Raw genomic sequence first — 24,171 nt, forward strand, 5'->3', positions numbered from 1 at the left:
GCTGCAAGGCGGAAATTGGGTGTTGCGCAAACGCAACGATCGGCTCTCGCGCAAAAGCATATTTACTACCGCAGGCTATAACTAGTTGTTACTAAACACGTTTTTGTAATGGATCTTATCTGAGTAATAATGTTGCGTCGCAGCATTTCGCCACGGGATTGCGTCCATCCTTTCTTCAATCCGCCCCGAATCACGACCAAGCGTGCCTCGCTGGACTCCTCTCATCGAGAAGGGCTGCCGTGACGGAATCGCCGCCGTCGAGCCTCAACGCGCCGTGCGCGTCGATCAAGTGTTCCAGCAGATTTCTCAGCCCGTCACTGAAGTGGCGGCTCGCCTCGGCAGCTTCCTGGCTCGCAAGCGTCGTGGAACCTACGATTCGAATGCCGAAGATGTCGGTCGTCTCGTCGGCTCTGGTCAGCGCGCAATTCCCGCCACTTTCGGCGGCGAGATCCACAATGACCGTTCCAGGGCTCAACTTTGAGAGCATCTCTTCGTTAAGCAGCACGGGGGCAGAGCGACCGGGACACATTATGTTGGTGGTGATCAGTTGCATCTTCGACAAGGCACCGGAGAGGTCTTGACGAAGCCGCGCAAGTTCTTGCTCTGAAGAGGTGCCGAGAAATTTAGCGCCAAGCCGCTCGATCTTTGCCTGCGAATCCTTCGCGAGGCCAAAGCCATAAGTTAGGGCGCCGAGGCGACGTGCAGTCGCCAGTGCCTGCAGGCTTGCTGGGTCGCTGCCCAAGGCGGCCATTTTAACGGGCCGCACGAAGCTTCCGTCCGCCAACAGCATCGGATGCGAAATGCCGAACTGCCTCGCCGCCTCCAGGACAGCCGCGTGGCCCGTGATGGCGGCCTGCCTCGAAGATATATCGGCACCCTTCTGGCCCGACATCCCGGAAAGCCGGGCGATGTCGAGATGGAGCGGCTGTCGGGCTGGCGGGATGGCGACTTGTGTCGTTTTCGAGCCACGAAACGAGCCAAGAAATAGGAGAACCGCTGCCGCTGGGAAAACTCGCGCGGCGATTGGCTGCCGCACGCTCACGAATAGATCCGAAGAGGACGCCATCTCGGCAAAATCGGCGGGCTCTGCGCCGGCAGCAATGTAGCCGTCGTCTGAATGGCCGGCGCCGACGCCGCAGCCGGGCTCGAAACGAAATGATATGCGCTCGGAAAGGCGCCCAACGTCATCCGGCGTCAACGCAACGCGGCGCTCACCGGGATGGGTTTCCCGAAGCAGCCCGGCACGGACTCGGATAAGTTTAGACATTCATCGCTCTGAAAGAAGGGTAAACAGGGACTGTGGGCGCGCGAGCGATATAGTCTGTCTATTCCATAGTTTTATGACAGTTTCGTAATTTTATTTTGGGCAGTTTCGGTCATTTTTCCCCGCGCGCAACTGCTGATAAGTCTTTCATTTTATTGCATACTGTGTGCAGCTTGCATGAGTGACTTCGAATAAGGTTGCTCGCGGTGCGAGCGCAGGTTTTGCCCGGCGGCATTTGGCTGTAATGGTCAGTCATTGGGCGCGTGGATGCTGGAGGCATTGGTGAATTTCTATTCGGTTTATGATCAGGGTTTTGTCCGCGTGGCCGCCTGCACGCCGAACTGCGAAGTCGGCGATCCAGACTTCAACGCGCAGGCAACATTGGAACTGGCCCGTCAGGGACATGCTGCGGGCGTTGGCCTCATGGTGTTTCCCGAACTTGGAATCTCCAGCTACTCGATCGATGACCTGCTGGGGCAGGATGCCCTGCTCAAGGGCGTGGACGCGGCAATAGCCGAGATCGCCCGGTCAAGCCGCGATCTTACACCTGTTCTTCTCGTTGGCGCTCCGCTGCAGACTGGCGGTCGGCTCTACAACTGCGCCGTCGCCATTCACGCCGGTCGTATTCTTGGCGTCGTCCCGAAAATGCACCTGCCGAACTATCGCGAGTTCTACGAAAAACGCTGGTTTGCGTCCGGGCGGGGCGTCCGCGGCGACAGCATTCGCGTCGCCGGCGAGACTGTACCTTTCGGAACCGATCTGATCTTTGCAGCCGAGGATATGGATGATTTCGTTCTCCATATCGAGATCTGCGAAGATCTTTGGGCACCGGCGCCTCCGAGCGATTTTGGCGCACTAGCAGGTGCGACGATTCTCGCCAACCTTTCGGCCAGCAACATCACCGTTGGAAAGGCCGATACACGTAAGCTCCTGTGCTCGGCGCAGTCGGCGCGCAGCCTGTCTGCCTATGTCTACTCGGCAGCGGGCCCCGGCGAATCGACGACGGACCTCGCATGGGACGGTCAGGCCTGCATCTACGAACTCGGTACTATGCTTGCTGAAACCGATCGTTTCCCGATGTCATCGCAGATGTGCGTGGCGGATATCGATGTCGAGAGATTGCGGCTGGAGCGGCTGCGGACCGGCACGTTCAATGATGCGGCGACACTCAATCTGACCGCCGAGCGAGAGTTCCGGCGTGTGGCTTTCCAGTTCAAGAAGCCGAAGGGCGATATCGGCCTGAAGCGCGACGTTGCCCGCTTCCCGTTCGTACCGGCGGATGAAAGCCGTCTTGACCAGGATTGCTATGAAACCTTCAACATCCAGGTGCAGGGGCTGATGAAGCGGCTGCGTTCTACCGGCATCAAGCGGCTTTGCATCGGCATTTCGGGCGGTCTCGATTCCACGCATGCGTTGCTCGTGGCGGCCCGTGCCTTCGATCAGCTTGGCTGGCCGCGCTCGGACATTCTCTGCTTCACCATGCCGGGATTTGCCACGGGTGACGCCACCAAGTCGAACGCCTGGGCGCTGATGCGCAGCATGGGTGTCACGGCGGAGGAAGTGGACATAAAGCCGTTGGCCCTTCAATTGCTCAAGGACCTGAAGCATCCGTTTGCAGGCGGCAAGCCGGTCTACGATACGACATTCGAAAACGTTCAGGCTGGTCTGCGGACGGACTTTCTGTTCCGTGCCGCGAACCAGCGCAGTGCACTGGTGCTCGGAACCGGGGACCTGTCGGAAATAGGGCTCGGCTGGTCCACCTATGGCGTTGGCGACCAGATGAGCCATTACAACGTCAACGCATCGGTGCCGAAGACATTGATCCAGCATCTGATCCGCTGGGTTATTCGCTCCGAAGATTTCGACGCCGAAGCAAACGCGACATTGGAAAGCATCCTTGGCACGCTGATTTCGCCGGAGCTGGTCCCTGCCGATGAGAATGGCGTCATGCAGAGCACGGAGGACAAAATCGGACCCTACGATCTGCATGACTTTGCACTTTACTACACGACGCGTTTCGGCTTGCGTCCTTCGAAGATCGCCTTCCTTGCCTACAATGCCTGGCGCGATGCCGAGGCCGGAATCTGGCCGCCGCACTTTCCCGCCGACAAGCGCCGCAGTTTTGATCTGCCTGTCATCAAGCACTGGATGGAGGTTTTCCTTTTCCGGTTCTTCACGATCAGCCAGTTCAAGCGGTCGGCATCGCCAAACGGCCCGAAAGTGACGTCGGGCGGTTCGCTGTCGCCGCGTGGCGATTGGCGCGCGCCGTCCGACGGCAACGCACGGATATGGCTGAAGGAATTGAAGGCCAACGTTCCTGAGATAAAAGGGTAGGACGAACGCGCCTTGCAAAAGCCATTCGTCGCGGCAGATATGATCGAGAAGAACACTGAGGCCGCGGTGAAACGTGACAGATGAAACTTGTGCCCCTGATAATCTGCCTCGCTACGAGATTCGCCAGGAACCACGTGGCGGATGGACGATTGTCGACACATTGACCTCCTTGCCGGCGGCAACGGACGGCAGGGACTTCGTTGGCCTCAGCAAGAGGGATGCGGAGGACATCGCCCGTGAACTGAACCTCAGCGCAGCCGAGGGCCGTGATCCCCTGATCTGATCTGACCTCGCAGGGAACTTGCCGAACACCGGCCGCGTTTCGGTGCCAGAGGTGCGACGATGACCGCCAATGACAACAGGCCGGACGACCATTCCACCGAACGGCACACCGCCTACGAAGCGCAGGAAAGGGCTCTGTCGAGAGAAGGGCGCAGTCTTTCTGCCTGGGCGTTGCTAATCGCGGTTGTCTTCGTGGTCGCGGTGATCGTCGTGGCATTCAGCGTTTGGACGGGCGGCGGCACCAGCCCGGCGCCGAGAGCGCCGGCAGGAGCCAGCAGCCCCAGCGCTGCTCCACCGCCGACGCAAAACACGAACTGAGCTAACCCTTCAGGTCATCCATTTCCGGTGCTCCGCAAAACGCTCAACGAGCAGGTCGAGGAAGAGTCGGACCTTCGTTGGCAGGTGATTGCGGTTCGGATAGATGGCATTGATGCTGAATTCGACGGCACGATAGTCGGTCATCATTCGAACGAAACTTCCCGAGGCAATGTCATCGAACACCACGAAGCTCGGAGCCAGGAAAATGCCCTGGCCGGTTGCCGTGAGGTGCCGAAGCGTCTCGGCGCTGTTCGATACGATGTTGCCGCCGATCCTCATGCTCACCTGCGCGCCATCGGTGTCTTCAAAGCGCCACTCGTCTCCATAGGGGTAGTAGGTATACTGAAGGCAGTTGTGGTTGGCCAAATCAGCCGGCACCTGCGGCATCGGGTGGTTTTCAAGATAGCTTGGCGAGCAAACGAGGATGTGCCTCCACGGTGTCAGCTTCCTGACAATGAGGCTCGAATCCGGCGGCGGCACGGTGCGGATCGCTAGATCGCAACCTTCCTCGACCATATCGATCATCCGTTCCCCGACACTCAGGTCGAGGGCGACCGAAGGGTAAAGCTCAAGAAACTCGCTTACAACGGGCAGCAGAAAGCGGACGATCGCGGCGCTGGTATAGACCTTGAGCGTGCCGCGCGGTGTCGAACTCATCGCACCGGCGGTGCCGTCGGCTTCCTCGAGATCGGCGAGGATCTGGGCCGAGCGTTCATAGTAATATTTGCCGGTTTCCGTGAGGCTGACCTTGCGCGTCGTGCGATTCAGCAACCTGACACCCAGCCTGTCTTCCAGCGACTGAACGTGATTGCCGACCATAGTGACGGACATATTGAGACGACGAGCCGCCGCGGAAAAGCCGCCGCATTCCACCACGCGACCAAACACTGCAAGGCTTGTCAGCCGGTCCATTGCATCTCCCCGATTATCCGCTCTGAGTTGATGATCCTTCCCGATTTAAGCAGATTATCAGAACGCACGCGATAGCGCATATCCGTCTCATCGAATTGAACCTCGCCCAGCGAGGCAAAGTACTGGAGAAGGACAATGGTCGAATTACCTCGCAAGCAAGCGTTCGAAGTTACCGGCGACGCTGACGTCGCAAAGGTCGCCGAAGCGCCACTCGCCCCGAAGGCGGAAGTCCCCGGCTCACCAGCAGGCAAGAAAAGGCGCCAGGCATTCAAGCGGACGATCATTGCCACTGCGCTCCTGGCCGGCGTCGCCCTGATGGTTGACTACGGCCATCACTATTGGACCGTCGGTCGTTTCATCGAATCCACCGACGATGCCTATGTGAAAGCCGACTATACGACCGTTGCGCCGAAGATCTCAGGGTATGTCGCCGAAGTCCTCGTCAACGACAACGATACGGTGAAGGCTGGCCAGGTTCTCGCCAAGATAGATGATCGCGATCAGCAGGCTGCGCTGTCGCAAGCCAGGGCGGATGTAAAGGCAGCCACAGCAGCCATTACCAATCTCGATGCGCAAATCGAACTGCAGCAGTCGATCATTGGCCAGGCGAAGGCCACAATCGATGCATCGCAGGCAACGCTGGATTTCGCCCGTTCTGACGCGGCTCGCTCGCAGCGGTTGATCACCAATGGCGCCGGCACGCAATCGCGGGCGGAACAGAGCCGGGCGGTTCATGACCAGGCGCAAGCGGCGGTCGAACGGGACCAGGCGGCATTGGTCGCGGCGGAGAGGAAAGTCCCCGTGCTGGAGACACAGCGCGACCAAGCCGCTGCGCAGCGCGATCGCGCTGCTGCCGCCCAGCACCAGGCTGAGCTCAACCTGTCCTACACTCAGATCATCGCTCCCGTTGACGGCACCGTCGGCGCGCGCACCATTCGGGTCGGGCAGTTCGTGACGTCGGGCACACAGCTTATGGCGGTTGTGCCGCTGCATTCCGTCTATGTGGTTGCGAACTTCAAGGAAACCCAACTAACCCATGTCCGCGCCGGCCAGCCTGTCGAGGTCAAAGTCGACGGCTTTCCCGACGAGGAAATCAAGGGCCATGTTGACAGCATCTCGCCGGCGAGCGGATTGGAATTTTCTCTCCTGCCTCCGGACAATGCGACCGGCAACTTTACCAAGATCGTTCAGCGCATCCCGGTCAAGATCGTGATCGATGACGAGGGCATGAGCGGGTTGCTGCGTGCGGGAATGTCCGTGGAGCCGGAAATCGACACCAAAGCCGCTGTCAAATAAGTCGCCTGCGTCAGGGACTATCCACGCTGACTGGATGTCCTGCCTCGGTTTCCGAATTATCAGTCGAATCTCGTTCACGAGATTCTCTTCCGAAGAGCCGGAAGGAGAAGCGTCATGTCTACTATTCAGGTCGCCAGCAACAGCACACCCTCCGCTGCTGTTTCGAATCCCGCGCCCGCAATGAGCACATTGAGAATGTGGAGCGCAGTCGTCGGCTCGACGCTCGGTGCGTTCATGGCCGTTCTCAATATCCAGATCGTCAACGCTTCGCTCGCGGATATTCAGGGCGCGATCGGCGCGGGCAAGGACGATGGAGGCTGGATTTCGACGTCCTACCTCATCGCGGAGATCGTGGTTATCCCGCTCAGCGGCTGGCTTGCCCAGGTCTTTTCCCTTCGGAAGTATCTTCTGACCAATGCCATTCTGTTTCTGCTGTTCTCGGTCGCCTGCGCGCTTGCAACAAACCTGCAACAGATGATCGTGCTGCGTGCTATCCAAGGTTTTGCCGGCGGCGTTCTGATCCCGATGGCGTTTACGATTATCATCACGTTGCTGCCCAAGCCCAAGCAGCCGATCGGTCTGGCGCTCTTTGCGCTCTCGGCAACTTTCGCTCCCGCGATCGGGCCGACCATCGGTGGATACCTGACTGAGAATTACGGCTGGGAGTTCATCTTCTACGTCAACCTGGTTCCCGGCGCGTTGATGGTGGGATTGCTTTGGGCCTCGCTCGATCGCGCTCCGATGAAACTCGGCCTGCTCGCCAAGGGCGATTGGCCCGGTATCATCACGATGGCCATCGGCCTCGCCGCACTTCAAACCGTTCTCGAGGAAGGTAACAAGGAGGATTGGTTCGGATCGGACTTCATCGTCCGGCTCTCGGTCGTTGCTGCTGTCTCGTTGGCGCTCTTCCTCATCATCGAATTCAGAACTGCGAATCCGCTATTGAACCTCCGGCTGCTAGCGCGACGCAACTTCGGCTTCGGCATTGTGGCGAATGTCCTGCTCGGCATCGCGCTCTATGGCTCGGCTTTCGTCTTGCCGATCTATCTGTCGCGCATCCAAGGATACAATTCCGAGCAGATTGGCATGGTGTTGGCATGGACAGGTATCCCGCAGTTGCTGTTGATTCCCCTGGTGCCCCGCCTGATGAAGCGCTTTGACGTGCGGTTGCTGATTGCCGTCGGTTTTGCTCTGTTTGCAGCGTCGAACTTGATGAACGTCCACATGACCGGGGACTATGCGAGCGATCAGCTCCTCTGGCCGAATGTTATTCGCGCCATCGGACAGTCGCTTGTCTTCGTGCCGCTCTCGGCCATCGCAACGGCGGGTATCGAGCAGGAAAATGCGGGTTCCGCGTCCGCACTGTTCAACATGATGCGCAATCTCGGCGGCGCTGTCGGCATTGCAAGCCTGCAGACCTTCCTGACGAAGCGGGAGCAGTTTCATTCGAACATCCTGACGAACTCGGTCTCGGTCTTCGAGGAAGCCACGCGGGATCGTGTCGCGAAACTGACAGCCTACTTCATGAACCATGGTGTCAGCGATCAGGCGGTTGCCACACACAAAGCCGTCGTTGCGATCGCGCTGAAGCTGCGCAAGCAGGCCAACATCATGGCCTTCAGCGACACCTTCTTTCTGCTTGGCGTCGCCCTGATCGTCGCATTGCTTGCGACGCTCCTGTTGAAGAAGCCCGGCCACCTTTCGGGAGGCGGTGCTCACTAGCGTCGCCTGCCGTTTCCAAGGAGAAATGCCATGAACCGCATTGCCCAAATCGACGAAGCCGAAAATCGGATGGCAAAAGCCGACCGCATGGCGGGCAGTACCAACTCGCTGCTGTCGCTGATCGAGTGGATCTCCGGCGATGAATGCCATGCCCTTGATGAGCCCGGTTTGATATCGGGTCTCGGTCGCCGCCTGCAGGCGCTCGGCCTGCCGATTGATCGCCTGACGCTTCACCTGATGACGCTCCATCCGGAACTCATCGGCCGGACGCTTGCGTGGGCACCCGGCGAGCCGGTGGAGATTCACGATCGCAACCACGGCATGCGCCAGACCTTTGCCAACAGCCCGTTGCGTAAAGTCATGGATAGTCGCGAGCCGCTTGTCGTCGGACCGGGCGATAGTGTTCACGGACGCTGGCAGGGCATCGATATCTTTGCCGGCCGCGGGCTTGTGCAACTGATGATCGCGCCGCTCTGCAATGCCGACGGGCCGGTGAGCGCTGTCGCCTTCGGCACGCGGCGACCAGGCGGCTTCACGGCTGCCGAAATCCAGGTTATCGAGCGAATTCTGCCGGCTTTGCGTAACACCTGCGAATTGCGGGTGATGCGTCAGGTCGAACTTAGCCTGCTCGATACCTATATTGGCCCGCTGACGGCACAACGCATCCTCGCCGGGCAGATCCGGCAGGGCGAGATCGAGTCCATGGAGGCCGCGCTGCTGCTTTGCGACCTGCGCGGTTTCACCGAAATCTCGAACCTGCTCCCCAGCAATAGCGTGCTTGAATTGCTGAACGCCTATTTCGACAAGGTCATCCCGCCGATTACGCGGGAAGGTGGCGAAGTGCTGAAGTTCATGGGCGATGCCGTTCTCGCCTTCTTTCCCGGTTACGATGCGGCCCGCAGCTGCGCGTCGGCATTAAGCGCCGCCCGGGATATTCTGCAGGAGATCGATCGCTTCGAGTTTGGCGAAATTGCTCCGAAAGTCGGCATCGCGCTACACCATGGCGAGGTCAGCTACGGCAACATCGGCTCCGGCCGCCGTCTCGATTTCACGTTGATCGGCCCCGATGTCAATCTTGTCAGCCGCATCCAGACGGCATGCGGAGATCTCCGTGTTCCGCTTCTGATGTCGGACCGATTCCGGAAGGAAGCGTGCGCGGCCGCTGTCTCGGCCGGCTGGCACACGCTCAAGGGGTTCGCTGAGAAGGTCGAGCTCTTTTGCTTGCCCGAGCGGTGAATGTGAGGTTGCCGCAAAACGTCGGCGCACCGGCTCTTCTGGAGGCCGCCGGTGCCCAGCCTTCGTCAATGCTTCAATGACCGATTGAGATCAGAGGACGTTGTTACGCCGCAAGAATTGCGACTGGGCACTTATGCTGTGACCGAGCAAGGCGAACACGGATATAAACTATATAAATAATGGCTATTCGTTGTGTGTTCACGTTTTTGGCGTTATTTGCTGAATAATGGGGATGGAGTAGGGGGCGCAAGGCAATAAAAAATGCTGACGAAAAAGGGAAAGTATGGGTTGAAGGCGCTGGTCGACTTGGCACGGCTTGCCCCGGGGGAAACGGCCTTCATTAACGACGTTGCCTCGCGCAACAATATTCCGAAGAAATTTCTGGATACGATCCTACTCGAATTGCGAAATGTCGGCATTCTGCGATCGAAGAAGGGGCCTGGCGGCGGCTACTCGCTATCGCGGCCGGCATCTGAGATCCGCATCGGTCACGTTATCCGCACCCTCGACGGCCCTTTGGCGCCCATTCGCTGCGCCAGCCGTACGGCCTTTGAGGCGTGTGACGACTGTTCCGATCCCGAGAACTGTCAGGTGCGGCGTTCCATGACCGAGGTCCGGGATGCGATCGCTGACATTTTGGACAACATGACGCTCGAGCAATTCGTCGCTTCGGGCAATAAGCTCGATGATGCCGAAGAGGAAGTCCGCATCTCGGCCGCCAACTAAGGCGTCAGTTATCGCCGAAATAGTATGCCGCCGCGGTCCGGTAGAGATCGTCGGTGGCCGTGGCGTTCGCGCGAATCCGAGCGTTTCTCCAGTGCCGGTCGAGGTTCCGGCCGATGCTGGTCGCATCGTTACCTGACCACTCGAACAGTGCGTTTGCAACGTCCAGCGCCGTCCTGCTCGCCATGACCTTGGCGGCCGACGCTGAGAAGAAGGCAGCCTCGGTCGCTGCTGTCGACGGGCTTACCTGGGCGAAATCCAACTTGGTGCCGGCGCTTTCCACGAGCGCTGCCGCTGCCTGCACGGAGAGCGCAAGCTTTCCAACAGCGGCGGAACGCGGCGCGTCCCGAAGATTGGCAAGGGCGGCGCGGGCGATGCCGAGGTCCGTGCCCGCATGGAGCAGGGCCGCCAGGACCGGACCGGTCGTGTGGCGCGCTGCTTCCCAGTTGCCGGTCACGCCATGGGCGACTGCGGTTCCGGCGCCGTTCGTCCTTTGCCCGAAACCATCCCAATCGTCGACAATCTGCAGCCCCGGGGTTTCGCAAGGCAGGTAGAAGCGAAGCGACTGTCCTTGGGCATCGACGGCGTCGGCGGCAATCCAATCGGCAAAAAGGATGCCGGGGACCCGGGAGCTCCGGCCGCTCAATGGATAGTGGCGCCCTACGGGAGTCGCCGCGCTCGTTTCAGCGAAGGTCGCGCCCACGAAATGGTCGCCGGCAAGGGCGCGTGCGAAGAGGAGGGCTTTGCGCTCGTCGTCGGGCTCATTCCGTAGCCCCTCCAGCGCGGTGAAGTGTTGCTCCAGGCATTCGCCGATCGAAGAATCGCCCTCAGCGATAATGGCGACAATTTCGCCGAGAAGCGCGTTGGCAACGTCAAGGCCCTCATGCTCCGGTGGGATTGTCACAGCGGCCAGGCCGGACTGAAAAAGCGCATCGAGCTCAGCGCGAGGGAAGACCCGGTTGATATCCCGCTCGCTTGCCTGGAATGCGAAATCTGCGGCGAGGCGCCGTGCAGTGGCTATCGCCTCTTCCTCGCTTTCGATACGGTGCGCGGGTGGTCTTGTCAGGTCCTGAAACCGCGATACGGTACCCATCGCTCCTCCGATCAGTTGAGCCTCTAGGATTGATGGATCACGGGCGCGATGATAAGGCCCGTTTTTCTACGAATGCGCGAGCGATTGAATTTTTATTGTCGCTTGATCGCACACATGCGAAGCGTGACGACGCTTCGACGCCCGCAATGAGAGGTTCAATATGCCTTCGACGGTCCGTGAGCGGCTGAAACTGGATCCCGGCGATATTCCGATCTACGCCATCGGCGATATTCATGGCAGGCTTGACCTGTTGCAGAAGGCAGAGCAGGCAATCACCGATGATGCTGCCACTATTCCAGGCCGCAAGCTGATCATCACGCTTGGCGACTACATCGACCGGGGCCCGTCATCGGCGCAGGTCATCTCTCACCTGATGGCGCCTCCGCCCGAGAGCTTCGACCGCATCTGCCTGACCGGCAACCATGAGACGACGATGCTCGATTACCTCGATGGCCTGATTTCGTTCTCGGATTGGATGCGAATGGGTTCTGACGCGCTGCTGCGGTCCTATGGGCTTGACCCGGATCAACTGCCGCGGATTTTCCCGACCGCGGCGAAGCTCGATGGGTTCATCAGGCAATCGATACCGAAGCCGCACGTGGACTTTCTGCGATCCTTGCCGATCCTCGTTGATACGCCGAATGTGCTCTTCGTGCACGCGGGCATTGATCCCATGCTGTCGATCGACGCTCAAAGCGACGACGACCTCGTTTTCATCCGTCATCGTTTCTTCGAGAGCCGCCTGCCGCTGCCCAAGGTGATTGTCCACGGCCATACGCCGAACGATGAGCCCGAGGTCCTGCCGAAGAGACTGAACCTCGATACCGCAGCCTACCACAGCGGCAAACTGACTGTTGCCAGACTGTGGAAGGGGCGTGTGCATCTGTTCCAGACTTGATCAGGCGCCAGCGTCCGCTGGCTCCCGCTTCTTTGACTTTTCGTCGGTATAGTAGCTCACGTATTTATGACGGTAGCGTTCCGTGCCGCCGAAATTGGTGAACTTGCCGAGTTCGGTCATATCTGTCTTGTTGAGGATCACACCGAGAATCTTGGACTTGATTTGCGGCTCTGCATTGAGGAGGTCACGCACGACTGATGTCGGCGTCGAGCCCCACTCGGTCACAAACAGGAAGCCGTCCACCTGTGGTGCAAATGCCTTGGCATCGATGACCGGGCCAAGCGGCGCAAGGTCGACGACGATGTAGTCGAACATCTTGCGGGCATTCTCCATGAGATTGAACATGCCCTGCGAAGCAAGCAGTTCGCTGGTGTGCATTAGATGATCGTTCGGCAGAACCGGCAGGATTGCCAGCTTCGTTCTCGGATCGATCTTGACGGCGCTTGCCCACGGAACCTCACCAAGAACGGCTTCGACAAGTCCCTGTTGCGGAGGATTCTTCAGCATCCGGGTCAGTCCCGGGTTGCGAAGGTCCGCGTCGATGAGCAGCGTGCGCTTGCCGCTGGAGGCGAGGAGTGCCGCGAAATTGGCGGCCGTCGTCGACTTGCCTTCTCCCGGCATTGCCGAGACAACGCCGATGACGCGGTCGGATTTGCCCTGGAACATGACGTCGCTCGCAAGCTTCGCATTGCGCAGGGTTTCGGCGAAGATCGAGCGTGGTGCTTCGAGGACGACGCGCATGATGCGTTCGAACGTCGCGTCGGAATCGGCGGCTTCGGCAGGCTCCACGGAAGGACTGGTACGCTGCCGGAAGATTGTGCCGTCTCGCGTCGGTTTGCCGATGCGGGGTAGATAACCGAGGAACTTGAGGCCAAGGATAGTCCTGACATCGCCCTCGACGCGGAAGAAGCGCTCCCGGAACTCCTGGAAGGCGGTCAGCGCGCCGCCGGCCATCAGGCCAAGAACGATCGCGAGGCCGAGCGTCATCGTCTTCTTCGGGCTCGACGGCGATACCGGTACGCCAGCTTCGGAGATCACGCGAGCCTTGGCAATGGGGAAGGACTGCTGCTGTGAAGCCTCCTCGTACTTGCCGAGGTAGGATTCATAGAGGGTCTTCAGCGCAGCTGCGCGTTGCTCGAGATCGCTGAGTTGGACGATCGACCTGTCGGCTTCCGAATTCTTGCCGGTCAGGTGTTCGATGTTCTGGCGAAGCGAGGCCTCGCGCGAGCGGGTGACTTCGAACTCGTTGCGGTAGCTGGCGGTCAGTTGCTGCAGTTCCTGATAGATCTGCCGGGTCAGATCCTGTTTTTCGGCACGCAAAGCGACGGCCTGCGGATGATCTTCCCCGAAATTGGTCGTGACCTCCTGCTCACGCTTGTTTACGGCCGCGTAGCGCGTGCGCAGGTCCTTGATCACCGTATTATCCGCTTGGCCCGACGAGATCGCGGCGTTGTTGACGGCGCTCTCAGGACCAAGATCGATGATGGACTTGAACTGGTTGTACCGGGCCGACGCACTGGCGCTGTCGGCCTGGGCGACGATCAACTGCTTGTTCAAGTCGGCAAGCTGTTGCTCCGACATCAGTTCGCCATTGGCGGACGTCAGGCCGTTCTCAGCCTTGAACTTTGCGACATCGAGGGCCGCCTGCTGCGACCGCTCGCGAAGATCGGAAAGGCGCTGCTGCAGCCAGACGGAGGCGCTCTCCGTTGCGTCGAAATTGGCGTTCAACTGATCGTTCAGATAGGCGTTCGCATAGGCTTTGGTGATCCGCGCGGCAAGAAGCTTGTCGGTCGAACGGAAGGATACCGCCAGAACGGAACTGCGGTTGACGCGCGATACGGTCACGGCGTCCTGAAGCAATGCGGCCGCCTTCTGGCGGCGGGCATTGCGCTCATCGGCTTCGGTAGCCGGTGGGCCACCCGGAGCCAATGCGCTCACGACCAGCTTTATCCCCGACTTGATCAGCGCGGCGGGGGACTTCGGAGGATCGAGGAGCGTATCATTGTCCTGTAGCTTCTCGGCATCAACCACGCGAAGCGCAAGCTGGTTCGATTTCAGGATTTCGACGGCGCTGGCGATCTCCATGTCGACCTGCTGCGAGCTTGCGACCGGGGTCGCATCTTGTGCGTATTTCGCCATGTTGTCATCAAGCAGGATCTGGGTCATCGACGTGTACTGCGCCGTCGCAAAGAGCAGATAGATGACGGCGAGCGTCACTGTTGCGGCGACGCAAAGCGCGATCGATCCGGCACGGCGGATCAGAATGGCAATCAGGCGATCGATGTCGATGAATGAATCGGAATCGTCGGCCCCTTTGGGCAAGGTGCTGTGCAAGGTCAGGTTCCGTTGGTTCATGGCTCTATCCTTTGCGGGAGCGGGTCACGCCATCGATGGCTGTTAGGTCGGTCCGCGGGCTTATCAGATGGCGAAGCGGCGCGAGTGCGCGATTGATCCGAATGGCGATCGGCATCTTGAGATGCGTCACCGCCGACGGATTGCTCCAGGCCGTTTTGATCGCTCCGGAGATCGACCGGTCTTTGATGTTCTGTACGAGGATGAGGAATGCGCGGCCCCGGCGGAGGCTTTGTTCGCGAAACTCCTGTGCGGCCGCCGCCTCCGCATCCAGCGTGTGATCTCGAAGGAAGGTCTTATCACCCTCGATCATGGCATCGATGTGATGAAGGGCAAGAACGCGCGAAATCGATCCCTCACGGATCTGATAGTCGTAGCCGGGGACCGGCTCGATCACGCAGCGCCCCCCAAGCGCCATGGCCGAGGCGAGGAAGAGATAGTCCTCGCCAACCTTCAGGGCCTCGTTGAAGCGAAGTTCATGCTGTTCGATGAAAGCGCGCTGAAAGATCGGCTTGAGATAACCAAAGTTATGGGTTGTCTGAAACAGGGCATTCGACCGTATAAATACGGGAAGTATCAGTTCCGGTGTTTCGGCCAGCGATTGCTCGGTAAACATCGTCTCCGGCGGCGTCCCGTCGGCGCGAATGACGCGAAGATTGTCGACGGCAATCTGGGCACCGGCATTCTCGGCGCGCTCGATCATGCGCTGCAGTCGCCGCGGCTCGACCGTGTCGTCGGAGTCGAGCACAGCTAGCCATCGGCCGGTCGCCGCCGACAACGCGGCGTTGCGCGCTGCCGCTGGCCCGCCATTGCGCTCAAGCGCTAGAAGCTTCACGCCCCTGTTCGCATAGCTTTCGGCAATGGCTCTCGTCTCATCCGTCGAGCAGTCATCGGCGACGATCACCTCCACCGACACGCCCTGTTGTGCAAGGGCGCTGTCGATCGCCTTGGCGAGCGTTTCTTCCGCATTGTAGGCGGCGACGATGAAGCTGACGTCGGGCTGGGTTTGCGTCATGCAGCCTCCGCCGTTCCGTACTGACGGATTTCCCTGACACCCAGCAAACCACTCACCACGCCGGTATGCATGAGGCCGCGAAGGGCGTAGCGATAGCGTGGAATCGGAGAAAAGATGCAGGCAAGCGCCGCGCCGTAGCAGAAGGCCGCCTTGGCAGCGGCAAGGCCGATCTGCTTTAGACGCTGCAGGCCGGTGTTCTTTTCCTGGAGCAACCGCCCATGCGTCTGGCCGAAGCGAAAGCGGCGTTTGGCGAGCCAGGACAGGCCAGCCCGGCTTTCGGTCACCGGTTCATAGACATAAGCTTCGGGTGCAAAGGCAATCCCGCCGCCATCGGTATGCATATGGCTGAAGAATTCGGTGTCCTCACCGCCGGTGCGACCGAGGGCCAGATTGAAGCGGCGGCCGGCCACGTGAGGCGAGTTGAGGCGAAGGAGGACGTTGCAGGTATAGCCGGTGCGGATTTCACCGCCGACCCATACGGGCAGGGTCGAGTGGAAGTCACCCTCGCGCATCCAGTTCGGCGCCGTGGACGAGTAGACGCTGCGAACGGGGCCAAGCACGGCGTCGGCCTTGGTCGTCTTGGCAGCGGCAAGCAATTCTACCAGCCATTCCTCGCTGGCATCCTCATCATCATCGATGAAAGCCAGGAAGTCGCCGGTTGCGTTGTCCAGGCATGCGTTGCGGGCAATCGAGATGTTCGATGCCGGGCAGTGCACATAGGCAATTTCGTGCGGAATGGTGGGACGAAGCGCATCGACCCGTTCCTTGGCGCTCGGAACCTTGTCGTTGTCGGCAACGATGATCCGCAGCTTCGCGCCTTCCGGAACGGCAAGAATCGCAAGCGAAAGCAGCGCTTCGTCGAGCGAAGCGCGGCGGTAGGTGCAGACGCCGATATCGATCTGCATGGACTTCACATTGTTCATGAAGAGACCTTCCTGCCGCGGAAGCTCAGAAGCTCCATCCAGAAGCCGGCCGACCAGGCAAAGTGCATCACCATTGCCGAAACGGCGGCGAGGGGCCCGTATGGATTCTTGTGGCCGATGGCCATCCAGAAGCCGTAGCCAACGCAGGCAACGGCCCAGAGGCTAAACGGGATGACGGCCGCCCAGTTCAGAACGGCGAGAAACGCACCGATGAACACCGGTACGACGAGAAGCGGAAGCATCTGCCGAAGATTGGGCATGCTGCCGTGCTTCAGGATGTTCTTGGCGCGGCCGCGACCGTAGCCCAGATATTGCCGGAACAGCGTCGAGATGGTCGAGCGCGGATAGTAGGTCATCCGCGTCTTGTCCGTCATCCAGATGCCGAAGCCCGCCTGCTTCAAGCGGTAGTCGAGTTCTGCATCCTCGTTGTGGCTGAAGGTTTCATCGTAGCCGCCGACAGTGTCGAAGGCTGCGATGCGCATCAATGCGTGATGGCCGTGATTGGTCCAATGGCCCTTGGCGCCTTCGCGATGCTTGGAGCCGCCGTTCCCGAGCTTCGAGTTTTGGGCGAAGGCCGTCGCCTTCTGAAAGACGCCGAAGCCGACGGTTTCCATGGCGACCACGACAGAGTCCGCCTGGGTCAGCACGGCCTCCTGGACGAGGCGGCGGCAATAGTCGGCGGGGTAGTCGCCGTGTGCGTCGATGCGGATCAGGTAGTCATAGTCGCGGCCAAAGGTCTGGACCGCGAGATTGATCGCCGCACTCTGGATCCGCCGGGGATTGTGGAGCAGCACAATCCTCGGATCAGCGGCGCTGATGCGGGCGACGATGTCGCGCGTCGCATCCGTGCTACCGCCGTCGGCGACGACGATCCGGGCATCCATGTGATCGATTTCGAGGCTCAGCTTAGCGAGCAAAGCCTCGATATGCCTCTCTTCGTTCAGGCAGGGAATGATGATGAGACTGGAGACGCTGGCACCGACATCAGGCTTCATGGTTGTCCACCCTTCTGGAGTCACTCTTGTTGGAATAATTGCACCGGCACCGCCCCTCTCTGCGGTTGCCGGGACAAGGCGGGAAAGGCTTGAAACGAGGGCCGCACAATCGCTGCGGTCGGCAAGCCATATCTTGCGATCCTTGGCGGCAACGGCCTCGCTCAATGCGCCGTAACGCTCGCCGGACATGTTTTCGAACAGCTCCTCGAGCTGCGAAAAGTTCGCTTCGGAGAGTCTAAGGCCAATGTCGCGCGCTTGAAGGAAACGTGCCGTCTCGGTTCCTTCCAGAGCGATAGGGACCGCGCCATACAGGCAGCCCTCGTACAGCCGGTTCGGCAGGAGCCAGCTCGAATTGAGGCCCTCTTCGAAGAAATCGATAGCCCAGGAAAAGTGAACGTCGTCGTAGATCGCCCGCAAATCCTCGGGATTGCGATAGGGGCCCTCGAAGCGAAGATAGGGCTCATCGCGCACGAAAGCGTCGAAATCCTCGAATTCGGAGTAGGCGGGGCGGCCACGCAAAACGATCTCGACCCTGCCTTCCATCCGGCGTGAGAATTCGGCAAGGAGACCGAGCGACTTGCGGCACCGAAGGGCACCGAACCAGCCGATCTTCCAAGGCTGTCCGGGCTGCTTCAACGGGCGGGCGAAGGCGGGCTCTATCGCCGCTTCATCCAGAGCGATGACCTTGTTTTCAATCAGGAGAGTCTCGGCTTTGATGCCCGAGCGCGGATTGAAATAGTTCTCGATGAAGGCGGGAGAACTCGTCAGGATCAGTTTTGCATCCTGGCCGAAGTGTGCTTCGGCGCGGCGGATCATCTTGCCGACCACATCATCGCGCAGCAACAGGCGGTGGATGTCCAGACATTCATAGACGACAGGAACGCTGCCGCCGAACAGTGCGTTGGCCCTGTGGGCGACGGCGAGTGCCTCGAGATTGCGGCCGATGATGAGATCGGGTTTCTCGACGTTCTTCAGCAGCGCCTTCAGGCCGACCATCGCCTTTGTAACCGCGCTCATTCGCTGCGCAAACTTGGCGTCGGCCGTGCGTCCGAGTTCGATCGGGGTTACACCGTGCACTTCGGCAAGGCGGTTTTCCCCGCGGCGAAAACCGGCCAGCACCACTTCGGCACCGCCCTCGCGCAGCATCAGCACCCGCCGTCGGACGGCAGGGTCTGCCAGGTCGTGCACGAGGTAGAGCACTTTGAGCATCGACGTTCCTTTTCCTGTGTGGGCTCTGCCGGCGCTGGTCAGTTGAGCGTGCATGCGATGGATTCAGGGAATTGGCACTTGTCGCCAAGCGCGGTGAAAGCAACCCGATCGACGCTGAGAACGGCTGGCTTCGTGTAGTCGAAGCGCCCCATCCAGTTCGCAAGCGTGTCGGAACCCCAGAGGCTGAAGAAGATCTTCTGCGGGTTGGACGGTATCTTCGACGGATCGGTAACGTCCTGAACGAGCTTGCCGTTCAGGTAGTAGCGCAATCGGTCTTTTTCCCAGATGAAGGCATAGTCATTGAAGCCATCATCGGCTTTGCTGCCAACCGGAACGAGTTTCTCGTTGCCGCCCTTGGCCTGGACATACTGGTTTACCTGCACTTCGCCGGTGTTCTTGCCCAACACTTCGAAGTCGATCTCATCGTGCTTCTGCTTGTCGGCAGGGCCGATGTAAGTGAAGAACGCCGAATTCAGACCCGAGCCGGTGCCGGCCTTGATACGGGCTTCATAGGTGCCATAGCTGTAACGCTTGGTCGTCTGGATCTCCCCGCAGAGATAGCTGCGGTCCTTGGACTTTCCGTCCGCGAAGGAGAGTTGAAGGACGCCGTTCTCGACGTTCACGTTGTTCTTCGACCAGGTGCAGTTCTGGTGGGCGCCGTTGTTCCAGCCGTCGGAAACATACCAGAAGCCGCTGTTGATCTTGTCAAAGTCATCCACGAAGGATTTTCCAGATGCCTGTTGTGCCGAGGCCGGCAGGACTGAAACGCCTATTGCCGCAATGGCAATTAGGCTCAGGCAAAGTTTTCGCGCATGGGCGATTTTGGTCGTCATGTGTCACCTTTGCTGTGAAACGAGTTCGGGAGAGACGTCGCGCTGCGACGCCGAGTGCACGGACCGTTTGGTTCTGCCGCCCGTCAGGACGGCGTAGACGCGCGGAAAATTCTTCCGGCACAGCCCGTTTGAGAGAGCGAGCAATGGAAACAGCAGGACGAAGGACAGAACGAAGAACAACGGATAGAAGCTAAGGTCTGCTTTGCCCCACAGAATCCAGAGGAAAATGAGGAGCGGGTAGTGGGCGCAAAAGATCCAGAAGCTGAGGCTCCCGGTCTTTGCGAGTCGTTGGCCAATCTGCGTCTTGATCAGCGGAGCCGAGAGCAGCCAGAAGCCCAATGCACCACCGATTGCGAGCGCGTTGCGGAAGAATTGCACCCAATCAGGTAGCGAAGGTCCGGTGAAAAAGATGGCGGTTGCCAGAAGGGCCGAGGAAGCGAGCAGCAGAAGGACGCCAAGCGACGCGAAGCGATCAAGAGCCTTGAGGTCGAACTGCTGCAAGGCAAGGAAGATGCCGAGACTAAAGGTGAAAAGGATGGAGCGCTTTAGAACGATGTAGATCGACAGTTCCGGAATGAGCGCGATTACCAGCAAGGCAGTCAACGTCAATATAGGAGCCCGGCTGATCAGCCAGGCAAGGATTGGCGAAAGCAGGATGCAGACGAAGAGATCGCGAAGGAAATACAAGGGTACGTTGGCGGGGAAATTCTCGACCGCCAGTACTTGTGACATCAGATCACGGCCGGACGCGTGCAGCGGGTCGGGCAGATAGCCGTCACCCACCCCGACACTGGTGGCGAGGACCATTGCTGCGATGAATCCACAGTTCCAAAGCAGGAATGGCACAAACACCGTCTGCACCTTCGTGCGCACGGTTTTCTTGTAGCTAAAGTTCTCCTGTCCGCTGCGAAACAACAGATAGCCCGAGATCGCGCTCAGGCATGGAACGCCGACGCGAAACAGCGCCTCCGTCAGAAAAACCCGTATCCAGTCAAATGCGCCGTAGGCCCCCTCGTAGGGACTGCTGGCGGCGTCGAACGGTATATGGACGAACACAATGCCCGATATGAGCACGATGCGCATCAGATTTATCCGCGACGATACATTCGCATCAACATTCACGCTATCAGTCACCCCTTTTGGGCCGCACCTCCCCTTGCGACCGTTTTCAATCAGAGCAGACTCGAGCCCGCACCCCGAAGTTAGGGCGGATTCACGGAAGAAAATATGGCGGTGCAGCAAAAAGTGATCGGCGGTCCCACTTCGTAACAGTCGTCCTGTCCTGGCTCAGTATGAGAAAAAGCCTATGTGTCGGTCCGCCGAATGGTCCTCAACGCCAACGTCAGCAGTGCATTTCATAACATGATGATATTCATCAATTTCTAGGCTTTTCCGTCGCGAGTGGCATAAAAGTTTTTGTTGACTGGTGAACGATTGTTACAACGAGAGGCTGACGAACGGCTCCGATCATGGCGGAATTGCGGCTTGAGAGCGAGCCGCCGTTTCGTTTCGATACGGGTTGATGCGATCCTATCAATGGACAGCTTTGACAAACTTCGGCCGAAATGAACGTCATCATTTTGCAGTGCAGCACACTTGCTGCGCCTGTCATTCACCCCTAGATGCGCTGGGGCGAAAACATAACTTCGCGTATCTCAAGGGAGAGACTATGGCGACCTTCACGATCATCATCCCCTTCTATCAGCGCGAGGACGGCATTCTCAGCCGCGCCTTGGAGTCGGTCTTCTCGCAAAGCTACACGGATGTTGATGTCATCGTCGTCGACGACCAGTCACCACGTTCCCCAGATGCGGACCTCGCTCTTTTGTCGGAGGAGAACAGGGCGCGCGTGACAGTGATCGCCCAACCGAACGCCGGGCCTGGCGGCGCCAGAAACACTGGCCTCGATCATGTGCCGAAGGCGACGCGATACGTTGCCTTTCTCGACTCCGATGATGTCTGGACTCCCGATCACCTGGAGAACGCAGCCAAGGCGATGGAGGCCTTCGGGGGCGACTGCTACTGGGCGTCGATCGAAGGCGGCGAGGAGTTTGACTATCACTTCGGTATCGCCGCTCTCGAGAAAGAGGAGGGAGCGCGGCGCCTGCTGGACAAGCCGCTGATCCTGGACGTGCCGGATCTTGCCGGCGTCATGCTGAAGAACTGGGCCTTCCTGCATATGTCCTGCATGGTCATCGGTCGGCCGCTGTTCGAGAAGGTCCGTTTCGACGCCGCCTTGCGATTGGCCGCCGAGGACGTCCTGTTCTTCTGCGATTGCATCATTGCGGCGAAACAGGTGTTGCTCTGCGCGGAGCCGGGTGCGCTGCGCGGCGAGGGCATCAACATCTTCCACGGCGTCGACAACGCCTCACCGGAATTTCTCAAGCAGCAATTCATCACCTGGATGGCGCTTGACCAGCTGGAAAGCCGGTTCTCCCGCCGGCCGCAGGAGGTCGAAACCATCAAGAAACACAAGAATACGGCGCGAAGGCAGGCCATCTGGAGCCAGATCGGCCTGCTGCGCCGGCGCAAGACGCCAGATTTCAGATTGCTTGCACGATGGGCGGCACGCGATCCCCGTTTGTTGGGAAGTGCGCTGCAGCTGGCTGCTGCGAAGCTCTCGAAGTAGTCGATTCCCGGTTATTTTGCCGGGGCGCTCAAAAGATATCGTAGGCCATTGCCCGGCGCCGTGACGGAGACGCCGCCGGGGTTGCGCAGCCGTTCCGTCTTGTCGGCAAGGATGCCCGTCGCAATCGCGGGGAAGGCCCCTGGGTTCCCAGCAACGTAGGAGATCGCTGCTAGCGGCCCTGCCTGGCCCTTGATATCGAGAAACCGCCGCAGCTCATATTTGCCGCGTACATGCCGCTCATGCCGGCGCACGGCTTCCGCCGCCTGTGGGGGCAACTTCACCGACTTCAGGAGCGTGCGATCGGCCTCATACAAGCGGCGCAAATCCTCGGTGCGATGGCGTCCGCTGAGCGAGTCGCCGCGCACGACGGCGCCGTAGCCGCAGCTGTGGATTACCTTGTAGCGCGCGCCGAGCGCCAGGGCCCGGATGTAGAGATCGTAGTCTTCGCCGAGCCGCATCTCTTCGCGGTAGCGCAGCCCATGCTTGTCCAGAAAGGCGCGTCGCATGATCGGCTTGAGGAAGCCGATCTCGCCGCGGCGGACACCGCGCTTTGAAATGTTGCCGTCGACGAAGGTAGGCAGGTCGAGGAAGAGTGGATTTTCGGCGAATTGCTGGAGCCGCCCCGGCGCCAGGCTTGCCGTATCGGCATCGACGAAGGCGATGTTGTCGGCAACGAATTCCCAGTCGTCTTCTGCAAGCATGCGGCGAAAGCGACCTGCGAAAAAGAAATCGTCCGCATCCAAGATTGCGATCAGTGGTGCCGAAGAGATAGCGATGGCGTGGTTGCGGGCGGCCGACGGCCCTTTGTTTTGGTCGAATCTGACAACATTCAACCTGCCGCTGGCATCGTCGGCCCGCCTTGCGGTTCCCGCCGTGTCATCGCTGGAGCCGTCATCGACAACGACGACTTCGGCCACTTCAGGCTCTTGAAGGGCCGATCTAACGGCAGTTTCGATGGTGTCTGCTGCGTTCTTGGCAGCGATGATGACGCAAATGCTTGCGGTTTTTGCCACGCGTGACCTCCGTTGTTTCGCCCAACAACTAAGACGTCAAAATGTGGCGGACAACGGTCCGCTCTTCAAATGATGTTACGAACGGGATGCTCTTCATGCCGGGAAGGCATGGCAATGCTTCGAATCGAAGAGGCTTAGCGGTTGAAAGGTTCAGAACCCTTGAATGGCGAGACAGGCAGCTTTTCCGTCTCTTCGCGCCTCACTGAGGGGCGAATCGTGCGGCTCCTGCTCTCCTTCCAGACGAGGTATAAGACGCCGCCGAAATAACCGATTTGAAGCAGGACGGCAGAGATTGCCGTCTTGACTGCGGTCCCGGTGAGAGAACCGCTCAACCAATACGTCGCGACAGCAAATACGGCCAATGCGCCGAGCATGCTGAAGATAACGCGAGGTGCATACATCTGTTGCCTCCTCCATCGGAGCTTCGTTCAACGTACAATCATTGAAGACGAAAGCGCCACCAGGATCCTTCCTAGGATAATGTTTTACAGGACTTCCTGTTTCAACTGAAGGTCTGGAGACGTTTTTTTGCGTCTGCGAGAGGCGTAGTACAGCCACGATCTTAAGGGTTTCTTCCGGCTATTGGTAAAAATGCCACGCACTGCCGCCGCCGCATTGCTTTCTCGAAAGATGATTAAAAAACATTGCGTCCATCGGTAGTTGCGCACAATTTGGCAATACACGCTCCTATTAGTGCCACAATGTATGCGGTGCGGGGTGCGTTCGGAGTGCTTTCCGTTCAACTTTTATTACAAAGTTTTAATTTCAAACGGTTAGCTGGTGCAGTGCAAAATGCATGGTGCGATGCAATAGGGGGCTCCTTTTTGCAAATAGAAACCGGGCCTTTCTCAGAAGCCGACAGTGGAAACCAGCAATTGCCGGCACCCCGCCCTGACGTCCTAGACTTCAGTATCTTTGGCTCGGATAGCAATGCCAGAGACTTTTATTGGTACACGCAGAGATTAGTTCGAAATCGCCAAAGAATTGTATGATTGTTTCAGCAGAGTCTTAAAAACAAAAAAGTTGAATGGCGGCTCCAAAAACATGCCGTAACGCCACGGTCTTAAAATTGTGGCTTAAAAAAACAAAATCACCTCATACACTTCGAATTCGTCAGCGCTAGC

At 59.1% G+C, this 24,171-nt stretch carries 20 protein-coding genes and 1 pseudogene; 9 read left to right on the plus strand and 12 right to left on the minus strand.

Annotated elements, in window-relative coordinates:
* Positions 1-190: 190 nt before the first annotated feature.
* Positions 191-1,267 (minus strand): NAD/NADP transhydrogenase subunit alpha, encoded by a 1,077-nt coding sequence (locus FHT77_RS13660; RefSeq protein WP_183755537.1) that lies wholly within the window; start codon positions 1,265-1,267, stop codon positions 191-193.
* Positions 1,268-1,546: 279 nt separating this feature from the next.
* Here FHT77_RS13660 and FHT77_RS13665 point away from each other — a divergent pair, with 279 nt between their 5' ends.
* The 3 genes from FHT77_RS13665 to FHT77_RS13675 all read left to right on the plus strand — a co-directional run bounded on the left by FHT77_RS13665 (position 1,547) and on the right by FHT77_RS13675 (position 4,198).
* The gene (locus tag FHT77_RS13665) at positions 1,547-3,598 is read left to right on the plus strand and encodes an NAD(+) synthase (protein WP_183755538.1); all 2,052 of its coding nucleotides are present in this window, start codon (positions 1,547-1,549) and stop codon (positions 3,596-3,598) included.
* Positions 3,599-3,671: 73 nt separating this feature from the next.
* Entirely contained in the window at positions 3,672-3,881 is a 210-nt protein-coding gene (locus tag FHT77_RS13670; protein WP_183755539.1) for a hypothetical protein, read from the plus strand.
* A gap of 59 nt (positions 3,882-3,940) precedes the next feature.
* Positions 3,941-4,198, plus strand: a complete 258-nt coding sequence (locus tag FHT77_RS13675) for a hypothetical protein (protein WP_183755540.1) — start codon at positions 3,941-3,943, stop codon at positions 4,196-4,198.
* A gap of 9 nt (positions 4,199-4,207) precedes the next feature.
* Here the strand turns inward: FHT77_RS13675 and FHT77_RS13680 are convergent, their stop codons facing one another.
* Entirely contained in the window at positions 4,208-5,110 is a 903-nt protein-coding gene (locus FHT77_RS13680; protein WP_183755541.1) for a LysR family transcriptional regulator, read from the minus strand.
* A gap of 135 nt (positions 5,111-5,245) precedes the next feature.
* Between FHT77_RS13680 and FHT77_RS13685 the strand changes: the two genes are divergently transcribed.
* From FHT77_RS13685 to FHT77_RS13700, 4 genes are all read left to right on the plus strand, one after another.
* The gene (locus FHT77_RS13685) at positions 5,246-6,406 is read left to right on the plus strand and encodes an HlyD family secretion protein (RefSeq protein ID WP_183755542.1); all 1,161 of its coding nucleotides are present in this window, start codon (positions 5,246-5,248) and stop codon (positions 6,404-6,406) included.
* A gap of 114 nt (positions 6,407-6,520) precedes the next feature.
* Positions 6,521-8,128 carry an MDR family MFS transporter gene (locus tag FHT77_RS13690; RefSeq protein WP_183755543.1) on the plus strand — a complete coding sequence of 536 codons (1,608 nt, stop codon included), beginning with the start codon at positions 6,521-6,523 and terminating at the stop codon, positions 8,126-8,128.
* Between the two features lie 69 nt (positions 8,129-8,197).
* Entirely contained in the window at positions 8,198-9,364 is a 1,167-nt protein-coding gene (locus FHT77_RS13695; RefSeq protein ID WP_246712599.1) for an adenylate/guanylate cyclase domain-containing protein, read from the plus strand.
* Positions 9,365-9,625: 261 nt separating this feature from the next.
* Positions 9,626-10,090 (plus strand): Rrf2 family transcriptional regulator, encoded by a 465-nt coding sequence (locus tag FHT77_RS13700; RefSeq protein ID WP_183755545.1) that lies wholly within the window; start codon positions 9,626-9,628, stop codon positions 10,088-10,090.
* 4 nt (positions 10,091-10,094) lie between these two features.
* Here FHT77_RS13700 and FHT77_RS13705 read toward each other — a convergent pair whose 3' ends face one another.
* Entirely contained in the window at positions 10,095-11,180 is a 1,086-nt protein-coding gene (locus FHT77_RS13705; protein WP_183755546.1) for a monooxygenase, read from the minus strand.
* Between the two features lie 160 nt (positions 11,181-11,340).
* Between FHT77_RS13705 and FHT77_RS13710 the strand changes: the two genes are divergently transcribed.
* Positions 11,341-12,078 carry a metallophosphoesterase gene (locus FHT77_RS13710; protein WP_183755547.1) on the plus strand — a complete coding sequence of 246 codons (738 nt, stop codon included), beginning with the start codon at positions 11,341-11,343 and terminating at the stop codon, positions 12,076-12,078.
* Here the strand turns inward: FHT77_RS13710 and FHT77_RS13715 are convergent, their stop codons facing one another.
* The 7 genes and pseudogenes from FHT77_RS13715 to FHT77_RS13745 all read right to left on the minus strand — a co-directional run bounded on the left by FHT77_RS13715 (position 12,079) and on the right by FHT77_RS13745 (position 20,527).
* Positions 12,079-14,433: a polysaccharide biosynthesis tyrosine autokinase gene (locus tag FHT77_RS13715; RefSeq protein ID WP_183755548.1), complete on the minus strand. Its 2,355-nt coding sequence runs from the start codon at positions 14,431-14,433 to the stop codon at positions 12,079-12,081.
* A 4-nt stretch (positions 14,434-14,437) separates the two neighbouring features.
* On the minus strand, positions 14,438-15,445 hold the full coding sequence (locus FHT77_RS13720; protein ID WP_183755549.1) for a glycosyltransferase family 2 protein: 1,008 nt from the start codon (positions 15,443-15,445) through the stop codon (positions 14,438-14,440).
* Positions 15,442-16,368, minus strand: a complete 927-nt coding sequence (locus FHT77_RS13725) for a glycosyltransferase family 2 protein (protein WP_183755550.1) — start codon at positions 16,366-16,368, stop codon at positions 15,442-15,444. The genes FHT77_RS13720 and FHT77_RS13725 overlap by 4 nt, the downstream gene beginning before the upstream one ends.
* Complete coding sequence (locus tag FHT77_RS13730) at positions 16,365-17,363, minus strand: glycosyltransferase family 2 protein (RefSeq protein ID WP_183755663.1); 999 nt, start codon at positions 17,361-17,363, stop codon at positions 16,365-16,367. The genes FHT77_RS13725 and FHT77_RS13730 overlap by 4 nt, the downstream gene beginning before the upstream one ends.
* 60 nt (positions 17,364-17,423) lie before the next feature.
* Positions 17,424-18,572 (minus strand): annotated as a pseudogene (locus FHT77_RS32045) (glycosyl transferase); the annotation flags it as partial.
* A gap of 38 nt (positions 18,573-18,610) precedes the next feature.
* Positions 18,611-19,405, minus strand: a complete 795-nt coding sequence (locus FHT77_RS13740) for a glycoside hydrolase family 16 protein (protein WP_183755551.1) — start codon at positions 19,403-19,405, stop codon at positions 18,611-18,613.
* Between the two features lie 3 nt (positions 19,406-19,408).
* Entirely contained in the window at positions 19,409-20,527 is a 1,119-nt protein-coding gene (locus tag FHT77_RS13745) for an acyltransferase family protein (protein WP_183755552.1), read from the minus strand.
* Between the two features lie 547 nt (positions 20,528-21,074).
* On the opposite strand from FHT77_RS13745, the gene FHT77_RS13750 reads away from it, so the two are divergent.
* Positions 21,075-22,034, plus strand: coding sequence for a glycosyltransferase family 2 protein (locus FHT77_RS13750; protein ID WP_183755553.1), 960 nt, complete (start codon positions 21,075-21,077; stop codon positions 22,032-22,034).
* A gap of 11 nt (positions 22,035-22,045) precedes the next feature.
* Here FHT77_RS13750 and FHT77_RS13755 read toward each other — a convergent pair whose 3' ends face one another.
* A complete protein-coding gene (locus FHT77_RS13755) occupies positions 22,046-23,047 on the minus strand; it encodes a glycosyltransferase family 2 protein (protein WP_183755554.1) in 1,002 nt (333 codons plus the stop codon).
* Between the two features lie 134 nt (positions 23,048-23,181).
* Positions 23,182-23,448 (minus strand): exopolysaccharide production repressor protein, encoded by a 267-nt coding sequence (locus FHT77_RS13760; RefSeq protein WP_183755555.1) that lies wholly within the window; start codon positions 23,446-23,448, stop codon positions 23,182-23,184.
* Between the last annotated feature and the right edge of the window lie 723 nt (positions 23,449-24,171).

The organism is Rhizobium sp. BK181, from assembly GCF_014193305.1.
Classification (GTDB): Bacteria; Pseudomonadota; Alphaproteobacteria; order Rhizobiales; family Rhizobiaceae; genus Rhizobium.

What these genes read in the sequence shown, in the direction of transcription:
- FHT77_RS13700 (WP_183755545.1), top strand. Translation starts at nt 9,626, where the DNA reads ATGCTGACGAAAAAGGGAAAGTATGGGTTGAAGGCGCTGGTCGACTTG.
- FHT77_RS13675 (WP_183755540.1), top strand. Translation starts at nt 3,941, where the DNA reads ATGACCGCCAATGACAACAGGCCGGACGACCATTCCACCGAACGGCAC.
- FHT77_RS13660 (WP_183755537.1), bottom strand. Translation starts at nt 1,267, where the DNA reads ATGTCTAAACTTATCCGAGTCCGTGCCGGGCTGCTTCGGGAAACCCAT.
- FHT77_RS13685 (WP_183755542.1), top strand. Translation starts at nt 5,246, where the DNA reads ATGGTCGAATTACCTCGCAAGCAAGCGTTCGAAGTTACCGGCGACGCT.
- FHT77_RS13695 (WP_246712599.1), top strand. Translation starts at nt 8,198, where the DNA reads ATGGCAAAAGCCGACCGCATGGCGGGCAGTACCAACTCGCTGCTGTCG.
- FHT77_RS13730 (WP_183755663.1), bottom strand. Translation starts at nt 17,363, where the DNA reads ATGAAGCCTGATGTCGGTGCCAGCGTCTCCAGTCTCATCATCATTCCC.
- FHT77_RS13720 (WP_183755549.1), bottom strand. Translation starts at nt 15,445, where the DNA reads ATGACGCAAACCCAGCCCGACGTCAGCTTCATCGTCGCCGCCTACAAT.
- FHT77_RS13740 (WP_183755551.1), bottom strand. Translation starts at nt 19,405, where the DNA reads ATGACGACCAAAATCGCCCATGCGCGAAAACTTTGCCTGAGCCTAATT.
- FHT77_RS13725 (WP_183755550.1), bottom strand. Translation starts at nt 16,368, where the DNA reads ATGAACAATGTGAAGTCCATGCAGATCGATATCGGCGTCTGCACCTAC.
- FHT77_RS13715 (WP_183755548.1), bottom strand. Translation starts at nt 14,433, where the DNA reads ATGAACCAACGGAACCTGACCTTGCACAGCACCTTGCCCAAAGGGGCC.
- FHT77_RS13680 (WP_183755541.1), bottom strand. Translation starts at nt 5,110, where the DNA reads ATGGACCGGCTGACAAGCCTTGCAGTGTTTGGTCGCGTGGTGGAATGC.
- FHT77_RS13750 (WP_183755553.1), top strand. Translation starts at nt 21,075, where the DNA reads ATGGCGACCTTCACGATCATCATCCCCTTCTATCAGCGCGAGGACGGC.
- FHT77_RS13690 (WP_183755543.1), top strand. Translation starts at nt 6,521, where the DNA reads ATGTCTACTATTCAGGTCGCCAGCAACAGCACACCCTCCGCTGCTGTT.
- FHT77_RS13705 (WP_183755546.1), bottom strand. Translation starts at nt 11,180, where the DNA reads ATGGGTACCGTATCGCGGTTTCAGGACCTGACAAGACCACCCGCGCAC.
- FHT77_RS13760 (WP_183755555.1), bottom strand. Translation starts at nt 23,448, where the DNA reads ATGTATGCACCTCGCGTTATCTTCAGCATGCTCGGCGCATTGGCCGTA.
- FHT77_RS13710 (WP_183755547.1), top strand. Translation starts at nt 11,341, where the DNA reads ATGCCTTCGACGGTCCGTGAGCGGCTGAAACTGGATCCCGGCGATATT.